Source organism: Pseudomonas sp. OIL-1, from assembly GCF_010669185.1.
Lineage (GTDB): Bacteria > Pseudomonadota > Gammaproteobacteria > Pseudomonadales > Pseudomonadaceae > Halopseudomonas > Halopseudomonas profundi.
On the sequence record NZ_CP048629.1, the window covers coordinates 3,067,303 to 3,092,716 of the forward strand.

General features: G+C 55.5%; 15 protein-coding genes, 2 tRNA genes and 2 rRNA genes. 18 read left to right on the forward strand and 1 reads right to left on the reverse strand.

Annotated features, from left to right (window positions below; translation table 11 throughout):
* Positions 1-25 precede the first annotated feature (25 nt).
* The 17 genes from G3M63_RS14245 to G3M63_RS14320 all read left to right on the forward strand — a co-directional run bounded on the left by G3M63_RS14245 (position 26) and on the right by G3M63_RS14320 (position 23,041).
* Positions 26-102, forward strand: a tRNA-Ile gene (locus tag G3M63_RS14245).
* A gap of 26 nt (positions 103-128) precedes the next feature.
* Positions 129-204: transfer RNA gene (locus tag G3M63_RS14250), tRNA-Ala, on the forward strand.
* A gap of 298 nt (positions 205-502) precedes the next feature.
* Positions 503-3,392: ribosomal RNA gene (locus G3M63_RS14255) — 23S ribosomal RNA — on the forward strand.
* Between the two features lie 151 nt (positions 3,393-3,543).
* Positions 3,544-3,659 (forward strand): 5S ribosomal RNA (gene rrf / locus G3M63_RS14260).
* Positions 3,660-4,046: 387 nt separating this feature from the next.
* Positions 4,047-5,231, forward strand: coding sequence for a glycosyltransferase family 1 protein (locus G3M63_RS14265; protein WP_163983559.1), 1,185 nt, complete (start codon positions 4,047-4,049; stop codon positions 5,229-5,231).
* The gene (glf, locus tag G3M63_RS14270; protein ID WP_150301663.1) at positions 5,219-6,484 is read left to right on the forward strand and encodes a UDP-galactopyranose mutase; all 1,266 of its coding nucleotides are present in this window, start codon (positions 5,219-5,221) and stop codon (positions 6,482-6,484) included. The genes G3M63_RS14265 and glf overlap by 13 nt, the downstream gene beginning before the upstream one ends.
* Before the next feature lie 11 nt (positions 6,485-6,495).
* Positions 6,496-7,650: a beta-glucosidase gene (locus G3M63_RS14275; RefSeq protein WP_150301662.1), complete on the forward strand. Its 1,155-nt coding sequence runs from the start codon at positions 6,496-6,498 to the stop codon at positions 7,648-7,650.
* Entirely contained in the window at positions 7,643-9,421 is a 1,779-nt protein-coding gene (locus G3M63_RS14280) for an ABC transporter ATP-binding protein (RefSeq protein WP_163983560.1), read from the forward strand. Before G3M63_RS14275 ends, G3M63_RS14280 begins: the two co-directional genes overlap by 8 nt.
* Positions 9,422-9,551: 130 nt before the next feature.
* Positions 9,552-11,111 carry a trehalose-phosphatase gene (otsB, locus tag G3M63_RS19410; RefSeq protein WP_178100991.1) on the forward strand — a complete coding sequence of 520 codons (1,560 nt, stop codon included), beginning with the start codon at positions 9,552-9,554 and terminating at the stop codon, positions 11,109-11,111.
* Complete coding sequence (locus G3M63_RS19415) at positions 11,111-13,519, forward strand: glycoside hydrolase family 65 protein (protein ID WP_178100993.1); 2,409 nt, start codon at positions 11,111-11,113, stop codon at positions 13,517-13,519. The genes otsB and G3M63_RS19415 overlap by 1 nt, the downstream gene beginning before the upstream one ends.
* 407 nt (positions 13,520-13,926) lie before the next feature.
* A complete protein-coding gene (locus tag G3M63_RS14290) occupies positions 13,927-15,033 on the forward strand; it encodes a nitroreductase family protein (RefSeq protein WP_150301660.1) in 1,107 nt (368 codons plus the stop codon).
* A complete protein-coding gene (locus tag G3M63_RS14295; protein WP_163983561.1) occupies positions 15,030-16,346 on the forward strand; it encodes a flippase in 1,317 nt (438 codons plus the stop codon). Before G3M63_RS14290 ends, G3M63_RS14295 begins: the two co-directional genes overlap by 4 nt.
* Before the next feature lies 1 nt (position 16,347).
* Complete coding sequence (locus G3M63_RS14300) at positions 16,348-17,547, forward strand: polysaccharide pyruvyl transferase family protein (RefSeq protein ID WP_163983562.1); 1,200 nt, start codon at positions 16,348-16,350, stop codon at positions 17,545-17,547.
* 175 nt (positions 17,548-17,722) lie between these two features.
* A complete protein-coding gene (locus G3M63_RS14305) occupies positions 17,723-17,980 on the forward strand; it encodes a YebG family protein (RefSeq protein ID WP_150301657.1) in 258 nt (85 codons plus the stop codon).
* Between the two features lie 186 nt (positions 17,981-18,166).
* Positions 18,167-19,219, forward strand: coding sequence for an NAD(P)-dependent alcohol dehydrogenase (locus G3M63_RS14310; RefSeq protein WP_163983563.1), 1,053 nt, complete (start codon positions 18,167-18,169; stop codon positions 19,217-19,219).
* A gap of 67 nt (positions 19,220-19,286) precedes the next feature.
* Positions 19,287-20,411 (forward strand): DNA repair exonuclease, encoded by a 1,125-nt coding sequence (locus G3M63_RS14315; RefSeq protein ID WP_163983564.1) that lies wholly within the window; start codon positions 19,287-19,289, stop codon positions 20,409-20,411.
* Positions 20,408-23,041 (forward strand): AAA family ATPase, encoded by a 2,634-nt coding sequence (locus G3M63_RS14320; RefSeq protein ID WP_163983565.1) that lies wholly within the window; start codon positions 20,408-20,410, stop codon positions 23,039-23,041. Before G3M63_RS14315 ends, G3M63_RS14320 begins: the two co-directional genes overlap by 4 nt.
* Positions 23,042-23,177: 136 nt before the next feature.
* On the opposite strand, the gene G3M63_RS14325 is transcribed toward G3M63_RS14320, so the two are convergent.
* Positions 23,178-24,563, reverse strand: a complete 1,386-nt coding sequence (locus G3M63_RS14325; RefSeq protein WP_163983566.1) for an NAD(P)-binding domain-containing protein — start codon at positions 24,561-24,563, stop codon at positions 23,178-23,180.
* Between the two features lie 581 nt (positions 24,564-25,144).
* Between G3M63_RS14325 and G3M63_RS14330 the strand changes: the two genes are divergently transcribed.
* On the forward strand, positions 25,145-25,411 hold the full coding sequence (locus G3M63_RS14330; protein WP_150301652.1) for a DUF4212 domain-containing protein: 267 nt from the start codon (positions 25,145-25,147) through the stop codon (positions 25,409-25,411).
* Positions 25,412-25,414: the final 3 nt, after the last annotated feature.

A 25,414-nucleotide genomic window follows, 5' to 3' on the forward strand; every position in this document is an offset into this window, starting at 1 on the left:
GTGCTGCAAGGTACCCGAGATAATTGGGTCTGTAGCTCAGTTGGTTAGAGCGCACCCCTGATAAGGGTGAGGTCGGCAGTTCGAATCTGCCCAGACCCACCAATTGTCGAGGTGCGACGGTTCTTAAAGGGGCCATAGCTCAGCTGGGAGAGCGCCTGCCTTGCACGCAGGAGGTCAGCGGTTCGATCCCGCTTGGCTCCACCAAGACAGACCGACGTACCGAACGCAATGACAACGCCTTAGCTGGACCTAGAGTTCATACATGAATGATCACCATTGGGTGGATCATTGATGTCTGGTCTTTAATAGCCAGCCGCTCTTTAAAAATTTGGGAAAGTGATAGAAGTAAGACAAGACATAGCACTGTGTTTCACTGCACAGGGTTATGGCTAAGGTAACTTGTAATCTCAACGCAAGTTCCGGATTGTCGTGAAATCATGTCGATATAACATGTGACTTCGATCGGTCGCGCTGGCAACAGCAAGATTGTTTGGGGTTATATGGTCAAGTGAATAAGCGCATACGGTGGATGCCTTGGCAGTCAGAGGCGATGAAAGACGTTGTAGCCTGCGATAAGGTTCGGGGAGCTGGCAAACAAGCTATGATCCGGACATTTCTGAATGGGGAAACCCACTTGGCATAAGCCAGGTATCACACACTGAATACATAGGTGTGTGAGGCGAACCGGGGGAACTGAAACATCTAAGTACCCCGAGGAAAAGAAATCAACCGAGATTCCCCAAGTAGTGGCGAGCGAACGGGGAGCAGCCCTTAAGCAGTTTAGAGTTTAGTGGAACGCCCTGGAAATGGCGGCCGTAGTGGGTGATAGCCCCGTACACGAAAGGCTCTTAGCTGTGAAATCGAGTAGGACGGCGCACGTGAAACGTTGTCTGAACATGGGGGGACCATCCTCCAAGGCTAAATACTCCTGACTGACCGATAGTGAACCAGTACCGTGAGGGAAAGGCGAAAAGAACCCCTGTGAGGGGAGTGAAATAGAACCTGAAACCGTATGCGTACAAGCAGTGGGAGCGGACTTGTTCCGTGACTGCGTACCTTTTGTATAATGGGTCAGCGACTTATATTCTGTGGCAAGCTTAACCGTATAGGGGAGGCGTAGGGAAACCGAGTCTTAATAGGGCGTTTAGTCGCAGGGTATAGACCCGAAACCGGGCGATCTATCCATGGGCAGGTTGAAGGTGCCGTAACAGGCACTGGAGGACCGAACCGACTACCGTTGAAAAGTTAGCGGATGACTTGTGGATAGGAGTGAAAGGCTAATCAAGCTCGGAGATAGCTGGTTCTCCTCGAAAGCTATTTAGGTAGCGCCTCGTGTATCACCACTGGGGGTAGAGCACTGTTTGGGCTAGGGGGTCATCCCGACTTACCAACCCCATGCAAACTCCGAATACCAGTGAGTGTCAGCACGGGAGACACACGGCGGGTGCTAACGTCCGTCGTGAAAAGGGAAACAACCCAGACCGTCAGCTAAGGTCCCAAAGTTATGGTTAAGTGGGAAACGATGTGGGAAGGCTTAGACAGCTAGGAGGTTGGCTTAGAAGCAGCCATCCTTTAAAGAAAGCGTAATAGCTCACTAGTCGAGTCGGCCTGCGCGGAAGATGTAACGGGGCTCAAACCATACACCGAAGCTACGGGTTCATCGTAAGATGAGCGGTAGAGGAGCGTTCTGTAAGCCTGTGAAGGTCAATTGAGAAGTTGGCTGGAGGTATCAGAAGTGCGAATGCTGACATGAGTAACGACAATGGGAGTGAAAAACTCCCACGCCGGAAGACCAAGGGTTCCTGCGCAACGTTAATCGACGCAGGGTGAGTCGACCCCTAAGGCGAGGCCGAAAGGCGTAGTCGATGGGAAACGGGTTAATATTCCCGTACTTCTAGTTACTGCGATGGGGGGACGGAGAAGGCTAGGCCAGCAAGGCGTTGGTTGTCCTTGTTTAAGGCGGTAGGCTGGGATCTTAGGTAAATCCGGGATCCTAAGGCCGAGAACCGATGACGAGCGTTCTTTTAGAACGCGAAGTGGTTGATGCCATGCTTCCAGGAAAAGCCTCTAAGCTTCAGGTAACTAGGAATCGTACCCCAAACCGACACAGGTGGTCAGGTAGAGAATACCAAGGCGCTTGAGAGAACTCGGGTGAAGGAACTAGGCAAAATGGCACCGTAACTTCGGGAGAAGGTGCGCCGGCTAGGGTGAAGCATTTACTGCGTAAGCTCTGGCTGGTCGAAGATACCAGGCCGCTGCAACTGTTTATTAAAAACACAGCACTCTGCAAACACGAAAGTGGACGTATAGGGTGTGACGCCTGCCCGGTGCCGGAAGGTTAATTGATGGGGTTAGCTTCGGCGAAGCTCTTGATCGAAGCCCCGGTAAACGGCGGCCGTAACTATAACGGTCCTAAGGTAGCGAAATTCCTTGTCGGGTAAGTTCCGACCTGCACGAATGGCGTAATGATGGCGGCGCTGTCTCCACCCGAGACTCAGTGAAATTGAAATCGCTGTGAAGATGCAGTGTATCCGCGGCTAGACGGAAAGACCCCGTGAACCTTTACTATAGCTTTGCACTGGACTTTGAATTTGCTTGTGTAGGATAGGTGGGAGGCTTTGAAGCGTGGACGCTAGTTCGCGTGGAGCCAACCTTGAAATACCACCCTGGCAACTTTGAGGTTCTAACTCTGGTCCGTTATCCGGATCGAGGACAGTGTATGGTGGGTAGTTTGACTGGGGCGGTCTCCTCCCAAAGAGTAACGGAGGAGTACGAAGGTGCGCTCAGCACGGTCGGAAATCGTGCGTAGAGTATAAAGGCAAAAGCGCGCTTGACTGCGAGACCAACACGTCGAGCAGGTACGAAAGTAGGTCTTAGTGATCCGGTGGTTCTGTATGGAAGGGCCATCGCTCAACGGATAAAAGGTACTCCGGGGATAACAGGCTGATACCGCCCAAGAGTTCATATCGACGGCGGTGTTTGGCACCTCGATGTCGGCTCATCACATCCTGGGGCTGAAGCCGGTCCCAAGGGTATGGCTGTTCGCCATTTAAAGTGGTACGCGAGCTGGGTTTAGAACGTCGTGAGACAGTTCGGTCCCTATCTGCCGTGGACGTTTGAGATTTGAGAGGGGCTGCTCCTAGTACGAGAGGACCGGAGTGGACGAACCTCTGGTGTTCCGGTTGTCACGCCAGTGGCATTGCCGGGTAGCTACGTTCGGAAAAGATAACCGCTGAAAGCATCTAAGCGGGAAACTTGCCTCAAGATGAGATCTCACCGGGAGCTTGACTCCCCTGAAGGGCCGTCGAAGACTACGACGTTGATAGGCTGGGTGTGTAAGCGTTGCAAGGCGTTGAGCTAACCAGTACTAATTGCCCGTGTGGCTTGACCATATAACACCCAAGCAATTTACGGTGTTATACAAGACACCGATTGAACGACAATCTGGAACTGCAGAGATTACGGTTACCACCTTGTCAGAGCTTCTATCACGCTCCCAACCCTTTACGCCGTGTGGACTAACAACCGCATAGCAACGAATTGCTTGACGACCATAGAGCATTGGAACCACCTGATCCCATCCCGAACTCAGAAGTGAAACGATGCATCGCCGATGGTAGTGTGGGGTCTCCCCATGTGAGAGTAGGTCATCGTCAAGCGCTTATACCGAGAACACCCCGATCTGGAGACAGGTCGGGGTGTTCTTTTGTGCGCCTGGAAAATACGGGAGGGTGCTGACCTGAGGCAATTCTAGAACGCTCAGCAGCCTAAAGCGCTATGCCTGTTGACGAATCGGCCCTTGCTAGCCTGATTCGAAACCTTTCAACGCCAGGGAACCGATTCCTGTTCGCTGCGTCAATAAGCTAGGCGCCCGTGGTATGGGTGTTGCTTCCCACAGAGCTGTTGATGTGTTGTCGCGACTGGGACAAGTACTTCTTATCTCATCGGGTCTACCTATCTGCGCATGGCTGCGCTGACTTCTTAGCGCCGTGCGCCTGGATAGTGGATCCGGTAGGCACCGGCTGATCGTTGATCGAGGGTGCAATATGAGTTGGGCAGGTCCCTACCAAACCAATATCGGTAAATCTCGCAATTCGGGCCTGACCGCTACTGGCCTGCCATTTACCAACGATTTACCCACTCTTCTGGTTATGTCCCATCTGCGGTGGAACTTCGTCTACCAGCGTCCGCAACATCTGATGTGTCGATTCGCCCATGACTTCAATGTCCTTTTTTTTGAAGAACCAATGGTAACGGATGACATACAGGCCTGGCTGGAAGTGCGGCCGGAAGAAAAGGGCGTCCAGGTGTTGGTGCCGCATCTTCCTCGCGGTTGCACAGAAACGGTGGTTCAACGCCTGCAACGTGACCTTCTTGAAGACTATCTTTCCAGGCTAGGTGTGGAGGAACCAGTCCTGTGGTTCTATACCCCGATGGCATTGAATATCACCGATGGGCTGCGTCCTCGGCTGACGATTTATGATTGCATGGATGAGCTTTCGGCATTCCGCGGTGCACCGCTTGAAATGATCCAGCGCGAACAGGAATTGTTGCGACGCGCGGATCTGGTTTTTACTGGCGGCTACAGCTTGTGGGAGGCTAAACGGGATTTCCACAGCAACGTACATGCGTTCCCAAGCAGCGTGGACATCGCTCATTTCTCTTCTGCGCGGCATATTCAAACTGAACCCTTCGATCAGGCTGATATTCCACGGCCACGTCTTGGATTCTATGGCGTCATTGACGAGCGGCTGGATATCGATTTGGTGGAGAAAATTGCAGATCTTCGTCCGGAATGGCACATCGTGCTGGTAGGGCCTGTGGTCAAGATTGATCCAGCCAGCCTCCCGCAGCGGTCCAATCTTCATTATCTAGGCGCCAAAACCTACGACGAATTGCCTGAGTATCTGGCAGGTTGGGACGTGGCCATCATGCCATTCGCGTTGAACGAATCTACTCGTTTCATCAGCCCAACGAAAACGCCGGAATTTCTGGCCGGCGGTTGTCCGGTGGTGTCCACGCCCATCAAGGATGTGGTCCGTACATACGGAGATACGGAGGTTGTGTACATCGCAGACTCCCCGGACCGCTTTGTCGAGTCGGTGCAAAAGGCGTTGGTGATCGCAAGCGACCCAGAAAAACTCTGTGACGCTGCCGACGCTGTATTGGGGGATATGTCCTGGGACCACACCTGGGAGCTGATGATGGAGAAAATTAAATGCGAGATATAAGAGCACTCGATGATGTTTCCAGCCCCCTTTCTGGTGGCTCCAGTTCCCAAACGCTGAATCTCAAGGAGCTTAAGCCTAACCGGGCCGCCAGCTTCGATTACCTCGTAGTTGGCGCTGGTTTTGCTGGCAGCGTTATCGCCGAGCGCCTCGCTGCAGGATTGAATAAGCGTGTGCTGGTTGTCGACAGACGGCCGCATATTGGCGGAAATGCATATGATTTCTACGACGATGCGGGGGTATTGATCCACCGCTACGGCCCACATATCTTCCACACCAATTCCCGGCGGATAGTGGATTATCTTTCCCGATTTACCCAATGGCGATCCTATGAGCACCGGGTTCTTGCGCAGGTAGATGAGCAGTTGCTACCCATACCGATTAATAGAACGACTTTAAACAAACTGTATGAACTGAACCTGGCAAGCGATGCCGAGGCCGCCGAGTTTCTCTCTTCAAAAGCTGAGCCTGTCCAGGATATCAAAACAAGCGAAGACGTCGTTATAAGCCAGATCGGGCGCGAGTTATATCAAAAATTCTTCTGCGGTTATACTCGCAAACAGTGGGGCCTGGACCCGTCGCAGCTCGATAGAATGGTGACTTCCCGAGTGCCAACGCGTACCAATACGGACGACCGCTATTTCAACGACACCTTTCAGCAGATGCCGAAGCATGGCTATACCAGAATGTTCGAGGCCATGCTGAATCATCCGAACATCAAGATAATGCTGAACACCGATTATTGCGAGATTCGGGACGAAGTCGCCTTTGATCACTTGATATATTGCGGCCCGATCGACGAGTTTTTTGATTATAGGTTCGGCAAATTACCTTACCGATCGCTGAAATTCGAACATCGGACGCTGGACCAGGAGCATTTTCAACCGGTCGCAGTTGTGAATTATCCGGACGAAAGCGTTCCTTATACGCGCATCAGCGAGTACAAGCATCTGACGGGTCAGGTTCACCGCAAGACCAGTATCTCCTATGAATTTCCATCGGACGATGGTGACCCGTACTACCCGGTGCCCCGGCCACAGAATGCCGAACTTTACAGGCGTTATCAGACGCTCGCTGATACGGTTGCCAACGTGACTTTCCTGGGGCGGCTCGGAACTTACAAGTACTACAACATGGATCAGGTAGTGGGCCAGGCTTTGGCGCTTTACAAGCGTATCGAAGAGAGAACTGACGCAGGAACGGCCGTGGGCGACACTACGGCTCCGCGTCCCAGTACGGCTCGGCAGGGAAGCTAGAGGAAATGCCCATGCACCAGCCAAGTCTGTTCGAAAGTTTTTTACTGGGCGGGTTCGAATGCTCGAACCACAGGCGCAGTGATGGCCGACGTCTCGACATGCTGGATGCCACCGGGCACGAACAATGGGCTTCGCAGGATTATGCGCTGTTACATCAGTTCGGCATTAACAGCGTGCGCGACGGTCTGCGCTGGCACCTCATTGAATCCTCGACCGGGCGATACGACTGGTCCAGTTTTTTACCCATGTTAAGGGCAGCGGAGCGTCAGGGGACGCAGGTGATCTGGGATCTCTGCCACTACGGCTGGCCGGATCACATCGATATCTGGCGACCAGAATTTGTCGAGCGCTTTGCACGCTACGCTGCTTCTGTTGCGAAGCTGGTGAAAGACGAGTCTGACGCGGTACCGTACTACTCGCCGCTCAACGAAATCTCCTTTTGGTCATGGGCGGGGGGAGACGAAGCCTATTTCAATCCGATGGCCCGCGGGCGCGGCTTTGAACTTAAACACCAGTTAATCAGAGCAACTATCGCAGCTATGGACGCGATACGCGCGGTCGATCCTCGCGCACGTTTTGTTCAGGTCGACCCTGCAATTCATGTCATCGCTTCGAATGACCGTCCTGGTCCGGTGCGCGACGCGGAGAACTTCCGCCTCTCCCAGTTCCAGGTGTGGGATATGCTTTGCGGTGAACTATGGCCTGGACTGGGCGGCGCGCCGCACTATCTGGATATCATCGGGGTCAATTATTACTCCGATAATCAGTGGTATCTCAACGGACCGGTGATTGAGCGGGGCAGCCCCGATTATCGTCCGTTGAGGGGCATCCTGAGCGAGATATATCACCGCTACAAACGGCCGCTGCTAGTGGCGGAGACCGGCGCAGAAGGGGACTTGCGTGGAGACTGGTTGCGCTATGTTGGCGAGCAGGTCTGGCTGGCCATGCAGCACGGCGTTCCTGTTGAAGGAATCTGCCTGTATCCCATAGTGGATTATCCGGGTTGGACGGACGAACGTCACTGTCCGGTGGGCCTTTTCGGCTTTCCGGACGCTGATGGCAAGCGCCCGATACATCAGGGTCTGGCAGAAGGGTTAAAAACCCAGCAGGCGCGCTTCGATCCCTTACTCGTGCCGGCCATATTAACCAGCCTCGGCCATGAATAGTTTCGAAAGCCCAGCCACGATTTCCGAGCCCACATTACCCAATCGGCCGGTGGCATTCCTCTGGCACTACATCGTCCAGCGGCCGTGGCATTTCGGAGGATTGTTTTTACTGATTGTGGGGGCGGCTGGGTGCGCTGTTGCCGTACAGTACGGGATGAAACTGCTGGTTGATGCGATGGCGGAAGGTAACCGGGCGACTGCCTCGGTGTGGTTTCCTCTGACATTGTTTCTGAGTCTGATAGTTATCGAAAACGTACTCTGGCGGTTAGGCGGCTGGCTCGGGTGTCGCGCCGTCATCGCTAGTGTCGTGGATATTCGGGTAGATCTGTTCAAGCATCTCACCGGACACCCGATGCGATATTTTCACGAGCATTTTGCCGGGTCGCTGGGGAACCGTATTTCGGCGCTCGGCGCCTCGGCAGGAGCGATTTACGGCGGGCTTGCGTGGAAAATCATACCTCCAATAGTCGATTTTCTCGGCGCCGTGGTATTGCTGTTTACGGTGGACTGGCGCATGGCTGTAGCACTCGTTCTATTTGTCGCCATTGTCGCTGCGTTGATCACTGGCTTCGGAATCCAGGGGCGCGCCAAGCATCAGCGGTTCGCGGCGCAAGCTGCGCGAGTGGGCGGGGAACTGGTTGATGCCGTGTCCAACGTCTGGACGATCAAGGCCTTTTCGGCCCGAGACAGGGAAAGCGAGCGTCTGGCTGCGGAGATTGGCTATGAAGCCCGGGCTCAGCGCCGAAGCTGGATGTATCTCGAAAAGGCCCGCGTTCTACATGACATATGCCTTGCGGTAATGGCTGGCGGGATGTTGATCTGGGCCATATCGCTATGGTCGTCGGGCCAGGTTACCGCGGGCGATGTGGTGCTAGTCAGCGCGCTGACTTTTCGGATACTGCATGGCTCGCGTGATCTGGCTTTGGCGTTGGTTGATACCACGCAGCAGATCGGGGCGATCGATGACACTTTGCGCATCATTGTGCAACCCCATGGGCTCAAAGACCCGGCCGCCCCTCTGGCGTTAGCGGAAGGCGAAATCCAGTTCGATAACATAAGCTTCAGCTATCCTGGAAACCGTCGGGTATTCGATGGTTTCAGCCTGCTTATCAACCCGGACCAGAAAGTGGGAATCGTCGGACCTTCCGGGGCCGGTAAATCCACACTGATCAACCTCATCCAGCGCCAGGACGACGTGCAGAGCGGACGCATCCTCATTGACGGGCAGGATATACGCAGCGTTAGCCAGGACAGCCTGCGTGAGAAAATCGCCGTTGTTCCGCAGGAGACCGCGTTGTTCAACCGCAGTATTCGCGAGAACATTCGCTATGGCCGCCCCGATGCCACTGACGGCGAAGTTTTCGAAGCTGCGCGTCAGGCATTCTGCGACGAGTTTATCCGTGAGCTTCCCCAGGGTTATGACACGCAGGTAGGAGAGAGGGGGGTGATGCTTTCCGGGGGGCAGCGGCAGCGTCTCGGGATTGCCCGGGCATTTCTCAAGAATGCCCCGATCCTGGTCCTGGATGAGGCAACCTCGGCGCTGGATACCCAGTCGGAAGCGGAGATTCAGGTCGCACTCAATAATCTGGTGCAGAACCGTACCGTGATTGCTGTGGCCCACCGGCTTTCTACCTTGGGCGCCTTCGACCGGATCATTGTGCTCAAGAACGGACAGCTTGTGGAGGATGGCTCGCCCCAGGAGTTGCGCAACCTGGCTGGTGAGTTCGATACCCTGTGGCGCCTACAGACGCAGGGAATGACCGCTGAATAATGGGCTAAGGATCGCGGACGAGCATTGGCGAAACCGCCGCGACCAGCCGGCCATTCGATAGTAAGATTGCTCGGAACGACTACACTCCATTGGCACCTATTGATGCCAGCTGCCAAGTCAGGGGGCGAGTATGGTTACCATCGAAACCGCAGCATTCCGTGCCGCTGTATTTGACCTGGACGGGGTGGTTACACGAACCGCCACAGTCCATAGCGCTGCCTGGAAGGCATTGTTCGACTCCTATCTTTTCGAGAGGGCCGCGCAGGGGGGCGATCCTTTTCTGCCCTTCGATGTTCACACCGATTACCTTCGCTACGTCGATGGCAAGCCCCGCTATCAAGGCGTCACAAGCTTTCTCGAATCCCGTTGCATAGGGCTGCCGTACGGTACGCCTGAAGATTCGCCTGACGAGGAAACCATTTGTGGTCTCGGGAACCGCAAGAATATGTTGTTCAAAAAGCTCCTCGAGCAAGGCGAGATCGAGATATTCGACACCACGGTTGCGCTTATCCGCAAATTCCGCGAACGCGGTCTGAAAACCGCCCTTGTCACGTCGAGCGAGAACGCCCTGGTCATACTGGAAAAGACCGGATTATGCGATCTGTTCGACGCGCGAGTGGATGGCGTGGAATCGACCCGTCTTGGGCTCAAGGGCAAGCCGCATCCGGATATCTTCGAGAAAGCGATTGAATTATTGGGCGTGCCGCCGCAGCAAGCGCTTGGTGTCGAAGATGCGCTGTCCGGCGTTCGATCAGCGCGCGACGCGGGTTACCGTCTGGTTATCGGTATAGACCGCAGCGGTACGTTGCGCGACCAACTCCTCGAATGTGGCGCACATGAAGTTGTAGATGATCTGGAGGAGGTCGTTCTGTCGGGCACATGTATCGAATCGTCTCTGCCCGATGCCCTGGCAAAGTTCAGCGATATCGCCAAGCGGCTGGAACGCGCGAAGCCGGCCATCTTCCTTGATTACGATGGAACCCTCACGCCGATCGTTGACCGCCCCGAGCTGGCTGTCCTGAGCGACGCGACCCGCGCAACGCTGGTCCAGTTGGCCGAGCGGCACACCGTAGCGATTATCAGCGGCCGTGACCGCCAGGATGTAGAGCAATTGGTTGGCCTTGAAAACCTGATATACGCTGGGAGCCACGGCTTCGATATCAAAGGCCCTAACGGCTTACGCATGGAAAACAGGCAGGCCGAAGGTGTTATTCCTGCGCTGGATCTGGCCGAAAAACATCTGCGAGACAAGCTCGCGCCGATTGATGGTGCGTTGGTAGAACGCAAGCGCTACGCCATAGCCGTGCATTATCGGCTGGTTGCGGATGTGAACGTCGAAACCGTCAGTGCAGCAGTCGATGCGGCGATTGCGCAAGTCGCTCCGGTGTTGCGCCGGGCTGGCGGCAAGAAAATATTCGAGCTACGACCAAGCCTGGCCTGGGATAAAGGTAAGGCACTGGGCTGGCTGCTGGACGCACTTGATCTTGACCGCCCCGGCCAGGTAATACCGATCTACCTGGGCGATGACGAGACCGACGAAGACGCCTTTATCGCGTTGCGGGAGCGAAACGGTATTGGCATTCTGGTCGCCGCCGAACCCTGTGTTACGGCTGCGCATTATCGTCTTGTTGATACACGCGCTGTTGCGGGATTCCTGTCCAGACTCACACAGCTTCGGGAGCCATCCTGATGGCTACCTGGTCGCTGGAATATCACTGCTTCGAACCGGCCCAGGAGGGCCTTCGTGAAGCGCTGTGCACGCTGGGCAACGGCTACTTTGCAACGCGCGGCGCGGCAGAGGAGGCTGAGGCGGGAGACATGCATTATCCCGGCACCTATCTTGCCGGCGGCTACAATCGTCTGGCCACTGAAATAGCTGGACGAGAAATCGTCAACGAAGACCTGGTCAACATGCCTAACTGGCTGTGTCTGAGTTTCCGGCCCGAGGGTGGCGACTGGTTCAATCTCCTTGCGGTGGACGTGCTGAGCTACAAGCAGAAGCTTGATCTGAAGAACGGCGTATTGGAACGCGACCTGCGGTTCCGCGATCGTGATGGAAGGGAAACCACACTCGTTACGCGACGCCTGGTACACATGAGTGATCCCCACCTGGCCGCGCTGAGCTGGGATATTACTCCGGAAAACTGGAGCGGCCGGATGACGGTTTGCTCGGCGCTGGACGGCCGTGTCATCAATGCCGGCGTAACGCGTTATAGCCAGCTTTCCAGCACGCACCTGGTCACTCTGGCTGCGAGGTCGGCGGGCGACGAAGCAATTGAACTGGTGAGCGAAACCAGTCAGTCGCGCTTGCGTATCGCTCAGGCCGCACGCACCGAAGCGTACCGGCAAGGCCAACGGTTGAATGTAGCTCGCGGCCTGGTTATCGAGGACGATTATGTCGGTCAGACCTTGGGCTTTGACGCGCAGCGCGGCGTGGCAACCCGGATAGAAAAAGTGGTCGGGCTTTATACTTCCCGGGACAACGCAATCTCGGAACCAGCCCTGGCCGCCCGCCAGGCTATCAAGCGATCTGGCCGTTTCGCCGAGTTGCTTGAATCGCATTCCGGCGCCTGGTCGCGACTTTGGCATCGCTGCGATGTGATGTTGGAGGGCACCGAACGCGCGCAAATGATTCTGCGGCTGCATATATTTCACCTCCTGCAAACAGCTTCGTTACACACGATCGATCTGGATGTTGGCGTGCCCGCGCGGGGGTTGCATGGCGAAGCGTATCGCGGGCATATCTTCTGGGATGAATTGTTCATTTTTCCCTTTATCAACTCTCGTATACCCGAAATAACCCGCGCATTGCTGCGCTATCGTTATCGCCGTCTCGATGAAGCGCGCCGGCTAGCCGCTAAAGCCGGATTCAAGGGCGCCATGTACCCGTGGCAGAGCGGAAGTGATGGCCGCGAAGAAAGCCAGCTGGTGCATCTGAATCCCAAGTCCGGTCGCTGGATCGAAGATCACACTTATCTTCAGCGGCATGTCAATGCTGCAGTAGCCTACAACGTCTGGCGCTATTACGAAGTTACCGGTGACCGGGAATTCATGGGTTTTTTCGGTGCTGAAATGCTGTTTGAGATAGCACGGTTCTGGGCCAGTGCCGTGACCTGGAATCCGGAACGCCAGCGCTACGATATCCGCGGGGTAATGGGGCCGGATGAGTTCCACGATCAGTATCCATGGCGGGACGAGCCTGGGCTGGACAATAACGCCTATACCAATGTGATGGTTGCGTGGCTGTTGCAGCGCGCAGTCGATGCATACCGGATAGTGGGTACAGAGTGTCAGAACGAACTCTGCGCCGCGTTAAGCTTGTCATCAGCCGAGCCTGATCGCTGGGATGACATCAGTCGCAAGCTCTTTGTGCCATTCCACGATGATGGAGTCATCAGCCAGTTTGAAGGCTATGAGCAACTCGAAGAGTTCGACTGGGATGGATATCGAACGAAGTACGGCGATATACATCGCCTGGATCGTTTGCTGGAAGCGGAGGGCGATACAGTCAATCGTTACAAGGCATCCAAGCAGGCAGATGTATTGATGTTGCTCTACCTGTTCTCGGCGCATGAGCTGGATAACCTTTTTGTGCAGCTTGGGTATCAACTGGATGACGGGTGGAAAACGCGCAGCATCGAATATTACGAAAAGCGCACCTCCCATGGGTCGACGCTCAGTCGAATCGTTTCCTCATGGGTCCTGGCGCGACGAGACCGCCGTCATTCCTGGGCATTACTGAACGAGGCACTGGAAAGTGATGTTGCTGACGTTCAGGGCGGTACGACTGCTGAGGGAATACATCTAGGCGCCATGGCAGGCACAGTGGATCTGGTCCAGCGCGGCCAGACCGGACTGGAGGTTCACGATGATATCCTTTCGCTCGATGTCGGCCTGCCCGAAGAGGTCTCGTCCATGCGGTTACGTCTGCGGTTCAGAGGGCATTGGCTGGAACTCGAGATCACCCACGATCGCGTGAGGCTGGCGGCGCCGGATGACTGGGCAGGGCCTCACACGGTCATCCTGGATGGCACCCGCTACTCCTTCGGAGCCGGTAAGCGGTTGGAAGTGTCACGCCGTAAGGCGCAGCGAGCATAGTTGTTGCCATTTCCGGTATCGCTGGTCATGGCCGTTATCCAGGCCGGCAGGGCTCTAGCCCGGCTTTACTTGGCTAAAGCTGAGGAAGCTGCGACACTTCTTCTGGGTTCACCAGACATAGTCAGCACGCTCTTTAGCAAACTCGCTAGAGAGGAGCAAGCATTGCTTTCCGTTATTTCTGCGCAAAATGTGACAGAGTATACAAATTGTAAAAATGCCTGGATCCGACTAAACTTCGCGCCCTCTGGAAAGTCATATCGGCGATATACCTTTAAAGTTTAGTCATTGAAATCATAACGATAGCCAAGTGGCAAGTTTGTTGGCGAAGCTTGATGTTTTGGTGACATCAAATAGACTTCATGGTCTGGGGTTCGCAGCATATCAACTAATCATGGTGCAGTTAAAAAATGGAAAAGCTGAAAGTAGCCCTGAAGAAAGTGCTGCGGCCTGAAAGCATTCGTAGTATGAAGCAGTATCAAGGAAAACTTTCGCTCGCCTGGCTACGTGCGTTGTCTCGCTCAGCTGTATTGCGGCGCTTTCATTATGCCTTTTTCTCCGATGCGTTTGATCGCGAGGCGCGTGCGGTGGTGGGTGGTCATCTTCAGCATGAAGAGAATCAGTCGGGCGCTGAGTCGGTCAATTACTTCCTCAGGCGCGCCGTCCACCGCATCGAGAAAGGACTGATCATGCAGCCTCGCCGCGATGTGTTTGCGGTTGACTACATCAGGCAGACAGTCGATTCCTATCGGGATTCACTGGCCGGGACCGTGGATCGTGATGAAGTCAGTTGGGCGCACGACGTGCTCAAGACGTATTTCGAGACCACAGGCAATCATCCGGATATCGATGCTGCTCGCGCTGCCTTCCGAGAACTACCTTCACCGTACTCCTGCGCCTCAAGTCTGCGGCATCCTGATTCGGAAAGGGTACCCTTTGCTGCTTATATGCAGGCGCCACCGGTGGACTTTCAGTCGTTTACCGAGCTGTGCATGCGTCGCCGATCGGTGCGCTGGTATCAGGACCGCCCGGTACCCCGCGATATCATCGACAACGCTGTGGCCATGGCTGTTCAATCCCCCAGCGCCTGCAACCGGCAGCCGTACAAATTCATGATCTTTGATGACCCGGGCTCTGTTGCGCAGGTCTCAGAGCTGCCTATGGGCGTGGCCGGGTTCAGCCATAACTTTCCGGCAATGGTTGCGGTGGTGGGGCGGCTTCGCGCTTACCCGCACGTGCGTGACCGGCACGTTATATATATCGACGGTGCGTTGGCCGCGATGTCATTCATGTTTGCGCTGGAAACCCAGGGAGTCGCTTCCTGTTCGATCAACTGGCCGGACATCCCCGAGCGGGAAGATGCTGCCACCAAACTGCTTCACCTTGAGCCGGATGAGCGCATCGTGATGTTCATTTCTGTTGGCTACGCTGCAGAAGAAGGTCTGGTGCCTTATTCACAGAAGCTTTCCCTCGACGAGGCGCGCGTGTATAGCAGTCTTGGCGCCCACGGCGAATGAAGGAACTCAAGTTACAGGAGTTCAGGCGCTACCTTTCCAATTCCGGTTGGATGCTCGGCGAAAAGATCCTGATGCTGGCCGTTGGCCTCACTGCGACCGTCGTGCTGGCACGCTACCTGGGCCCGGGTGATTTTGGATACCTTAATTACGCACTATCCCTGGTGGCTTTGCTGACAATTGTTTGCCACCTCGGTCTCACCGGTCTGGTGGTCAAGGAGTTGCGGGTAAGACCTGATCAGGAAGACCGCATCCTCTCGTCAGTATTCATGACCAAGGTGGCCGCATCCTTCATCGCCTATGCGATATTGATCGGTACCTGGTTCATTGGCGAGGACCGCGATTTTCTGGTGTTGGCCCTGATTGGCCTGGCGCTGTTTTTCACACCCTTTGAAGTGTTGATCGACTGGTTTCAGGCGCGGGTCAAGGCGAAATATGCCGCGATCGCCGGCGCAGTTGGCCAGCTGGGCGGAAACGGACTCAAGATCATCCTCGCTGTCGCGGGATTGGGGCTGGTATGGATCGCCGCCGCGCATGTGGTCATTATCATGTTGACCTCGCTGATTCTGGTTATCTATGCCCTGGCACTGAAGCGCTCCTTCCGCTTCGATTTCTCCTGGTCCCTGAGCAAGGAATTGCTTGGCAAGAGCTTTCTTATTTTTCTGGGTTCGCTGTCTGCTGTGATCTACCTCAAAGTAGATCAGATCATGTTGCAGTATATGTTGGGTGACAATGCGGTGGGTCAATATGCGGCGGCTTCCAAATTATCTGAAGCCTGGTACCTCATTCCGACAGTATTGATGGCTTCCATCTTCCCGAAGATAATTGACGTTCGGGATCACAATAAAGAGAAATACAAAAAACTGATGCAGGTTATCTTCGATCTGCTGTTTCTTTCAGCCTTCTGTTTGTCGGTCGTCGTGTTTCTGCTTTCCGACTGGGTAATTGATCTGCTGTATGGCGATGCGTACTCCGCTGCAGCCCAAGTGCTGTCAGTACATATATTCGCATCAATATTCGTCTTCATGCGGGCCTTGTTCAGCAAATGGATCATCATGGAAGAAGTCTTCATATTTTCTCTGCTTACCCAGGGGCTAGGCGCGATCAGCAATATTGTTTTGAATTACTTTTTAATAGGAAGTCATGGCGTAGCCGGGGCAGCGGTTGCTACGTTGATTTCCTATTCCATAGCAGGTTATTTCAGCCTGCTGCTGTCCAGCAAGACTCGGGCGTTGTTCGTGATGATGAGCAAGAGCATGATGTTTCATGTGTTCATCAGCGTGCCCGAGACGATCAAAGAATTGAGGCGAGGTTAGTATGAATATCGAAATCCGAAAGGCCGGGTTTGTAAACAAGGGCGCCGAGCTGATGCTGCATGCAGTGGTGCAACAACTTCGCCGTAATTGCCCCAACGCCAGGCTCGTCATGGAACCGAGCCGAGAAACCGGTCCCTATCCTTACCGTGGCCGAGCCGAGCTTGGCCTGTACCAGAAGGCGTGGCTGTGGCGTAAAAACATTCCTTTCGGTGATCTGGCTGCCTTCGTTCCGTCCCGTCTGCGTGAAATGTATGGCGTAGTGCTGGACAGTGAAATTGACGTGGTCCTGGATGCAGCGGGTTTCGCCTATACCGATCAGTGGGGCGCCGAACTGTCTGAAGAGCTCGCCCGTGCCAGCCGTCGTTGGAAAAAGCGCGGCACCAAGGTCATCCTCATGCCCCAGGCGTTCGGCCCCTTTCGGGATGACCGGAGCAAGGCTGCGGTAAAGGAATTCGTCGGCAACTGTGACTTGATCTTTGCCCGCGAACCGGTCTCCTACAAGTATCTCACCGACATCGTCGGCGAGCAGGACAAGATCAAGATGTGCCCGGATTTCACCAACCTTTTGGAAGGCACGGTGCCCGACTATTTCGATCCCGCGACCCACCAGATCGCCATCGTTCCGAACTATCGGATGATGGACAAGACCAGCGAAGCGGTAGCCAAGGGCTATGTGCCCTTCCTGAAACGCGCCGCTAAGATGCTGCTCGACAAGGGCGCCAGGCCTTTCATGCTCGTTCATGAAGGCGAGGATGACCTGAACCTGGCCCGCGAGGTCTCTCAGGCTGTGGGCGGAATCCCGGTCGTCATAGAAGCCAATCCGCTTGCCATCAAAGGTATCCTGGGTGCCTGTCGGGGCACGGTCGGTAGCCGATTCCACGGCCTGGTCAGCGCCCTGTCACAGGGCGTCCCGTCGCTTGCCACAGGATGGAGCCACAAATATCAGATGCTGTTTGCGGATTATGGATTCGAGCCCGGTATCCTGGATATCAGCATGTCCGACGAAGAACTGAACTACGTGCTGGAATATTTGACCGATAAACAGCGCTCTCAGGAGCTTTCAGTCCGCCTGATGTTGCGTTCCGACGCGCTGAAAAAACAGTCCCAGGCGATGTGGAGTGACGTATACAAGATACTCAGTGCTCCTATCGCTGGTCGTCAGACAGCGCCTGTCAAACCAGCCGGCCCGGTCTGCTCGTAGCCTCAGCAAGTCTCTCCTCGCTATAACCATGTAGCTGCCGGGCCTTGAGCCTGGCAGATGCGGCTGCCCCTCTATGATGCTGTATGCCTATACAGTACAATGTCCCGGCCGAGATCGCGGACAGTGTTTGCCTGATCCCGGTACAAAAGGACTCACGTACAGCCTGAGGTGAAGCATGGCCGTTGAAATTGTGTATCGAAGCAGTAGAGACCCGGAGCAGCTATTCATGGATAAAGCCGAAGCCGACCGTCACGATAAAATGCTGGAACTGGCCGAAGCGTTGGGCGACGTTTTGCTTAAAGCCGTTCCCTCATTATCAGAACAGCAGGCTGAGGAGGCGAGTCTCTACATGGCAAAGCGCCGGGATATCTTCGCCAAAGCGTTCAAGAACAACGCCGACGCGCTGGCAGCGTTGGACGAAGAAGCGCCGTAAAGCTGAATGCGGCACTACAGCATGCAAGCAAGGCGACTTTAATACGCTCATGGAAATGCAGGTCCCGATTGCGGCTTTCCATATAGCATCAGATGGCGATGGAAGTCCGTGCGCGGAACTGCAAGCCATGCCCTGAGTCGAGATATGACACAACGCGCTGTCTCACCTTTCTGCAGGAGATACCCCATGACTGATGCACTTGGCTATGCCGCGACAAATGCCGATACGCCGCTGGCGCCTTTTCGTTTCGAACGCCGTACGCCTGGCCCTCAGGATGTTCAGATCGATATCCTCTATTGCGGCGTCTGCCACTCGGACCTGCACACCGCACGCAACGAGTGGAACAACACGCTTTATCCGTCCGTACCAGGCCACGAAATCGTCGGCCGTGTATCGGCGGTTGGCTCGCAGGTCGGTCGCTTCAAGGTCGGGGACATTGCTGGCGTAGGCTGTATGGTCGACAGTTGCCAGTCCTGCGCGTCCTGTTCCGATGGTCTGGAGCAATATTGCGAGAACGGCTTCACCGGTACCTATAACGGCCCGGTTGCCGGCGGCGAGAACACCTATGGCGGTTACTCCAGCAAGATTGTAGTCGACGAGAAATTCGTCCTGCGCATCAGCCACACAGAGAATCTGGCTGCTGTGGCACCGTTACTCTGCGCAGGCATTACCACCTACTCGCCGCTGCGTCAGTGGAAAGTAGGGCCGGGTCAGAAAGTTGGCGTAGTCGGGCTCGGCGGCCTTGGCCACATGGCAGTTAAAATCGCCAACGCAATGGGGGCAAGGGTAGTACTCTTTACTACCTCGCCGGACAAAAAGCAGGATGCGCTGCGTCTGGGTGCGAGCGAAGTGGTGGTGTCGAAAAACCAGGACGAAATGGACGCGCATCGCGATAGTTTCGACTTCATCCTCAACACGGTTGCCGCGCCGCACAATCTCGATGCCTTCATGGCCTTGCTCAAGCGTGATGCGACCATGACGCTGGTAGGCGCGCCTGCTACGCCACACCCCTCGCCAGACGTCTTTGGCCTGATATTCCGTCGGCGCCGACTTGCCGGCTCACTGATTGGCGGCATTGCCGAAACGCAGGAGATGCTCGATTTCTGTGCCGAACACGGTATCGTCTCGAACATCGAGATGATCTCGATGGAACAGATTAACGAAGCTTACGAGCGCATGCTGAAGAGCGACGTCAAATACCGATTTGTAATCGATATGGCGACGCTTCAGCCAGCCTGAGACCCATCCATCACTATCTGCTTGCCGGACGCCGCGTTGCTGGATAGTAAGACCTCAAGGACATCTGATGCCGCGTTTTCTGCACACCGCCGATTGGCAGATCGGCCGACAATATGAGCGTTTTGGCCCGGAAGACGGGCCTGTTCTTGCAGAAACGCGGATCAATACGGTGGAGCGTATCGCGCGCCTGGCCAATGAGCAGGGAGTCGATGCAGTACTGGTTGCCGGCGATGTGTTTGATGCGCAAACGGTTTCGGACCGGACCATCCGCCGTCTGTTCATGGCCATGCAAGGCTATGCAGGGCTCTGGATAATGATTCCGGGCAATCACGACGCCGCGCTGGCCGAAAGTGTCTGGACCCGCGCCGAGCGGCTCGAGGCGATTCCCGATAATGTGCACGTTGCGCTGCAGCCGGGTGTGCTGGTTTTTGCTGAGCAGCACCTGGCGATTCTGGCAGCTCCGCTCACGCAGCGGCATACCTATATTGACCTCACCGAATGGTTCGAGCATGCCGAGACGCCACCAGGGCTCCTGCGTATCGGCATCGCACATGGTAGCGTCCAGGGCATTCTGGCTGAGGATATCGACTCGCCAAACCCTATCGCGCCGGATCGGGCCGAGCGTGCCAATCTCGACTATCTGGCGCTGGGAGACTGGCATGGCTGCAAGCGTATCGATGCGCGCACCTGGTATAGCGGTACGCCTGAGCAGGATCGCTTCAAAAGCAACGGGGCCGGTCAGCTACTGGATGTCAGCATTGAGCGTTCCGGCAGCGAACCGCAGGTAACAGCGGTTGCTATCGGTCAGTTCCCATGGCTGCAGTGGCATCAGCAACTCGATCTGCCTTCGGATCTGGATCTGTTTATCGAGCAGTTACAACAACTGGTTCAGCCATCCGTACTCAGTATCGCCTTGTCCGGTCACCTGGATTTGGCGGGAGAGCAACGTCTGCATCAGGCGCTGAGCAGGGCCGAGGCGTTCCACCGGTATCTCGAATATGATCTGCAGGAGCTTCGGTTGTATCCCACCGAGGCCGACATTGCCGGGTTACATGCTGACGGCTACCTCGGGGAAGTGATTGAAGAGTTGCGTCAGGCGCAACAGGGCGACGCAGCAGGTACGGCCAGGGAGGCGCTGGTGATTCTTTCCGGACTGTTGCGTGACCGACAGAGCGAAGGGGGAGCGCAATGAAGCTGGGCTATCTGCGCATCAACCAGTTTCGCCAGTTCCGGCAGGCCGTTGAAATCAGAAAGCTCGACCCAGGGTTGAACCTTTTTTGCGGCCCAAATGAATCGGGCAAGAGCACGATCGCCGCCGCCATCCGCGCGGCGTTCTTTGAGCGGCATCGTTCCAGCAGTGTTGATGATTTGCGCCCGTGGGGCGATTCCGGCGCCGCCCCTGAAATCGAGCTTGAATTTGAACATGCCGGTGAGGCGTTCCGGTTAAAGAAGCGCTTCCTGGCGCGTAAACGCTGCGATCTCAGCATCGGAGAAGAAATTCTGTCCGGCGACGAAGCTGAAGATCGTCTGGCCGCCATGCTTGGCTTTCAGTTCCCCGGGCGGGGCGCCAGCAAGTCGGAGTACTGGGGCATCCCTGGGCTGTTATGGATTGAACAGGGCAGCGGTCATGAGCTGCGATCAGCTGTGGAGTTTGCCGGTGACCACCTGAAGTCCGTGCTCGGTGCAACTCTGGGCGAAGTCACCAGTAGCAGCGGTGACGAAGTGCTCAGCCATGTGGAGGGCGAACTGGGAGAATTGTTGACTCGAACCGGCAAGCCCCGTGGCCGTTATCGGGAGGCACTGGAACAGGTAGAAACGCTATCTCAGACACTGGGGGATCTGGATGAGAGCGTGAGCCGCTATCAGTTACAGGTCGATCGCCTGAGCGAATTGACCGCCCAGCAGGCGCTGGATGATGTCGAGCGTCCCTGGGAAGCACTACGTGCTCAGCAAGCTGAGGCGGAGGCAAAATATGCACAGGTCCAGCAGCTAGGAGAGCTGCAAAGCGCAGACGAGCAAGCATTGCTCAAATGCCGCCACCACATGCAAGTAGTGATCGAGCAACTGCACGGCTTCCAGACACAAGCTGATGAGTTGGCGGAGCGCAAAAGCACGCGCGATGTACTTCATCAGCAGGCGGAGGAACTCGCTGAACAGCAGCTGAGCACCCGAGAGGCGCTGAAGCAGGCAACTACCGCCTACGACCTGGCTCGCGCTGTTGATCGGGCCAGCCGGCAACAGGCGCAGCGTCGCGGGCTCGAACTCAAACGGCAAACTCTCAGTAACCAGTTGGTGAAGCTGACTTCCGCCTTCGACCAGGCTACAGCGCTGGATGCCACGCTTCAGAACCAAAAACGCGAACTCGCGGCGGTGCAGCTGGGTGACAAGAAACTTGAAAGGCTGCAGCAACTCGCCAACGCGCTGCGCGATCTGGAGATACGCCAGCAAAGCATCGCTACGGTACTGGAATTCGATCTCGATGCGGAGCCCCGGTTAATACTCGATGGTGAGGTGCTGAGCGGGAAGGGTGAGCGGCGCCTGTTGCAGAAGACCGAGCTGCATATCAAGGGCATTGGAAAACTGACAATCGCACCTGGCGGCCAGGATCTCAATGAGCTGGCGCGCCAGCTTGATCGGGCGCGTGAGCAGTTGGCCGCCGAGCTTGACGCAGCGCAGCTGGACAATATCGCTCAGGCGGTGCAGCGGGTCGAACAGACCCGAGCGCTGCGCACTGAAATCAACGGCAATGAACGTATGCTGGGACTCCATGCGCCCCAAGGCGTCGGAACCCTGCAGCAGGAGTTGGCGTTGCTGCGCGAGCAGGTACGGCAGGTCGAAACGGAGTTGCTGGCACAGCCTGCAGGCGATCTCACAACCGATGTAATCCAGCCTGACGTGGCTGAACAGCAACTGGAGCAAGCATCCGTTGCGCTGCGCGAAGCCGAACTGGCCGAGCGTCAACTACAGGAAAGGCTGATTCAGTGCCAACAGGCACTGCACACCGCCGAGCACGAATGTCGCCAGCTTGAGGCGCGTCTGGCCAGTCCGCAGCGCCAGCAACAAGAGCGCGACTGTAACGAAACACTTACTGTGCTGCGCCATGAACAGGCCCAGCTTGAACAGGGCCTCGATAATCGCGCCAAGCTTATCGAGACCGCTAGACCGGATATCCTGCAGCAGGATATCAAACGCTTTCAGGCCAGTGCGGCTCAGCTTCAGTTGACAAACCAACAGCGCAAGGAAGAGATCATCCGCCTGCAGAGTCAGCTCCAGGCGCAGGATGCCGACGGGCTGGAAGAGCGCCGGGGCAAGACCGCTGCGGAGTATGCGTCGCAGCGTCGCCGGATGCAGCAGTTCGAGCAGCGTGCCGGAGCGCTCAGCCTCTTGGCTAGCCTGCTACACAGCAAGCGGCAGGCGCTTACCCGGCAACTTCAGGCGCCTCTTCAAAAACATCTGAACCACTATTTGCAGCTGTTGTTTGCGCAGGCGACGCTGGAGGTCGATGAGGATCTGGTGCCGGGGCAGTTGGTGCGTGCGGGTCAGGAACGCGGAGATTTTGATCTGCTCAGTTTCGGCGCGCGTGAACAGATGGGGTTGATCAGTCGGCTCGCCTACGCAGACCTGTTAAAGGAAGCAGGGCGCCCGACGTTGATTATTCTCGACGATGCGCTGGTACACAGTGACGCGCAACGCTTTGCTCAAATGAAGCGCATCCTGTTCGACGCAGCCCAGCGTCATCAGATTCTGTTGTTCAGCTGTCACCCGGCCCACTGGCGGGATATGGGTGTACCTATACGCGAGATAGATTCGCTGAGATGCTGAATAGCTTTGCAGGCATACGTGTGCATCTGGATGCTTGTGCTGGATTGCACAACCCATAACGCAGCAAGCCCGCACAAGGCGGGCTTGCTGCAGAGCTCAGCAGCACTGGTCAGATAATCAAGTCGCTAGCCTGACCTCAGACTGTTTTGACAGACTCGCGGGTAGAAGACGTGGTGCTGCGTTTTTCCGGTTCCGCAAGATAGGCCTCCAGGGAATCATCCATCGCCTCCAGCCAACGTGTATGGTGCCGCGGCGCCATGGTGCCGGTCATCAGTGAACGGTAGGAGTAGTCACGGAAGGTCATGATGTTCTCGTGCTTGTGCTCCTCCCACACCAGGAAGGTCTTGTTTACACCGTCGATATCAAAGCTTGGGTAGTCAGTCTGGTCGATCAGCGTGCGTACGTAGTCACCCTGGAATTCGATCATGCTTTCGTCGGTATCGAGCGCTTCTTCACGCTCGCGCCACGCCTGACTATCCTGGCGCATCGCCGTCTGATCCGGCAGTGCGATTCGACCGAGGAGAACGTCCCGCACATACCAGGCCTGCGCGTCGAACATATTGAAGGTGTACCACTGATCCTGCATGCCGAGATAGAACAGCTTCGGATTGTTCTCCCATACCGCACCCTGGTACAGGTCTAGCGGCCACAGGCGGTTATTGGTCTTCAGTCGCAGCGACTCGTCCAGAAACGGGAAATGGTGCAAATAGCCGGTGCAGAGAACAATTGCATCGATTCGCCTGGATGTTCCGTCCTTGAAGTAAGCGGTATTGCCATCGACTCTGAGCAATAGCGGCTTTTCTTCCCAGTTGTCTGGAAATTCAAAACCCATCGGGCGGGTGCGATAGCTGGTGGTGATGCTACGCGCGCCGTACTTGTAGCACTGTGAACCGATGTCCTCGGCGGAATAGCTGCTGCCTACCAACAGAACGTCCAGGCCGCGAAACTCAAGCGCGTCACGGAAGTCGTGGGCATGCAGTATACGACCGTTGAAACGCTCGAAGCCTTCAAACTCCGGCACGTTGGGTGTGGAAAAATGCCCTGACGCGACAATCACATGATCATAGATTTCGGTTGTCACCACATCGGCTTCGTGGTCATGCGCTACTACTGTGAATTGCTCGGTTTCTTCGCTGTAGGTTATCTGGCGAACCGGGCAGTTGAAGCGAATGTATTTGCGCACGTCGGCTTTTTCGACACGCCCCTTGATGTAATCCCACAGCACTTCACGGGGAGGGTAGGAGGCAATGGGCTTGCCGAAGTGTTCTTCGAAGGTGTAATCGGCAAACTCCAGACATTCCTTCGGTCCGTTTGACCAAAGATAACGGTACATGCTGCCGTGCACGGGTTCACCGTGCTGATCGAGGCCGGTGCGCCAGCTGTAATTCCATAGTCCGCCCCAGTCAGCCTGTTTTTCATAGCAGACGAGTTCCGGGATCTCGCAGCCTTGTTGCTGGGCTGATTGGAATGCACGTAGTTGAGCGAGCCCGCTTGGGCCGGCACCGATGATGGCGACTCTCATATAAGTTATCTCCTCTAACAATGAAGCGGCTGCTGGTGACGCCTCTGGCGAGGGTTATTATTGTTCTAATTCAGCAGCTTGAAGGTAAAGCATGGTGTGGTCAGAAGCAGCGCTTTAGGCTGGATTGCTTCGTCGTGTAAAGGACTATACAGGAAAAACGACTAAAATGTGACCAGTCATGCTTGGCCATCGTATGGGGCTTTCACGCTGAGCAAGCTGAAGCGGTCGCCAGAAGCCAGTTCGCGGGGGGGAGGACATAGCTTCAAACCCCCAGGCGTGAAAGCAGACAATTGGTAGTGGGCAGCAGGGTCAGGCGGCGTGGGTCAGGCCACGCTTTTGTCGATGCATTCGACAAAAAATGACTAAGACATTAGTAGCAGGCAATCTGGCATCACCAGCGTGATATGGGCTGGAGTGGTGAGGGATTTTGCGTAAAAACAGTAATTTATCTATTGTTTATGATAGATCACATAAGGTTTTGTTGGGCGGAGTCCTGATAACTTCCTACGAAAGTCGTAGTCGACGTTTGCCGCTGCGGTGCTAACGTGACTATGCAATAAAAACAACAATTGGAGATGGTTATGTCCTTATCTAAAGAAGACGCAGCGCGCGGCTATTGGAAGGAGAACCTGCGATTCATGCTCATTCTGCTGGTCATCTGGTTCGCAGTATCCTTCGGCGCCGGCATTCTGTTTGTAGATGAACTGGATACCATCCGGTTTTTCGGTTTCCCGCTAGGATTCTGGTTTGCTCAGCAGGGCTCCATTTATACCTTCGTGGCACTCATCTGGGTTTATGTATGGAAGATGAACCGCCTCGATCGTAAATACGATGTCCACGAAGAATAAAAA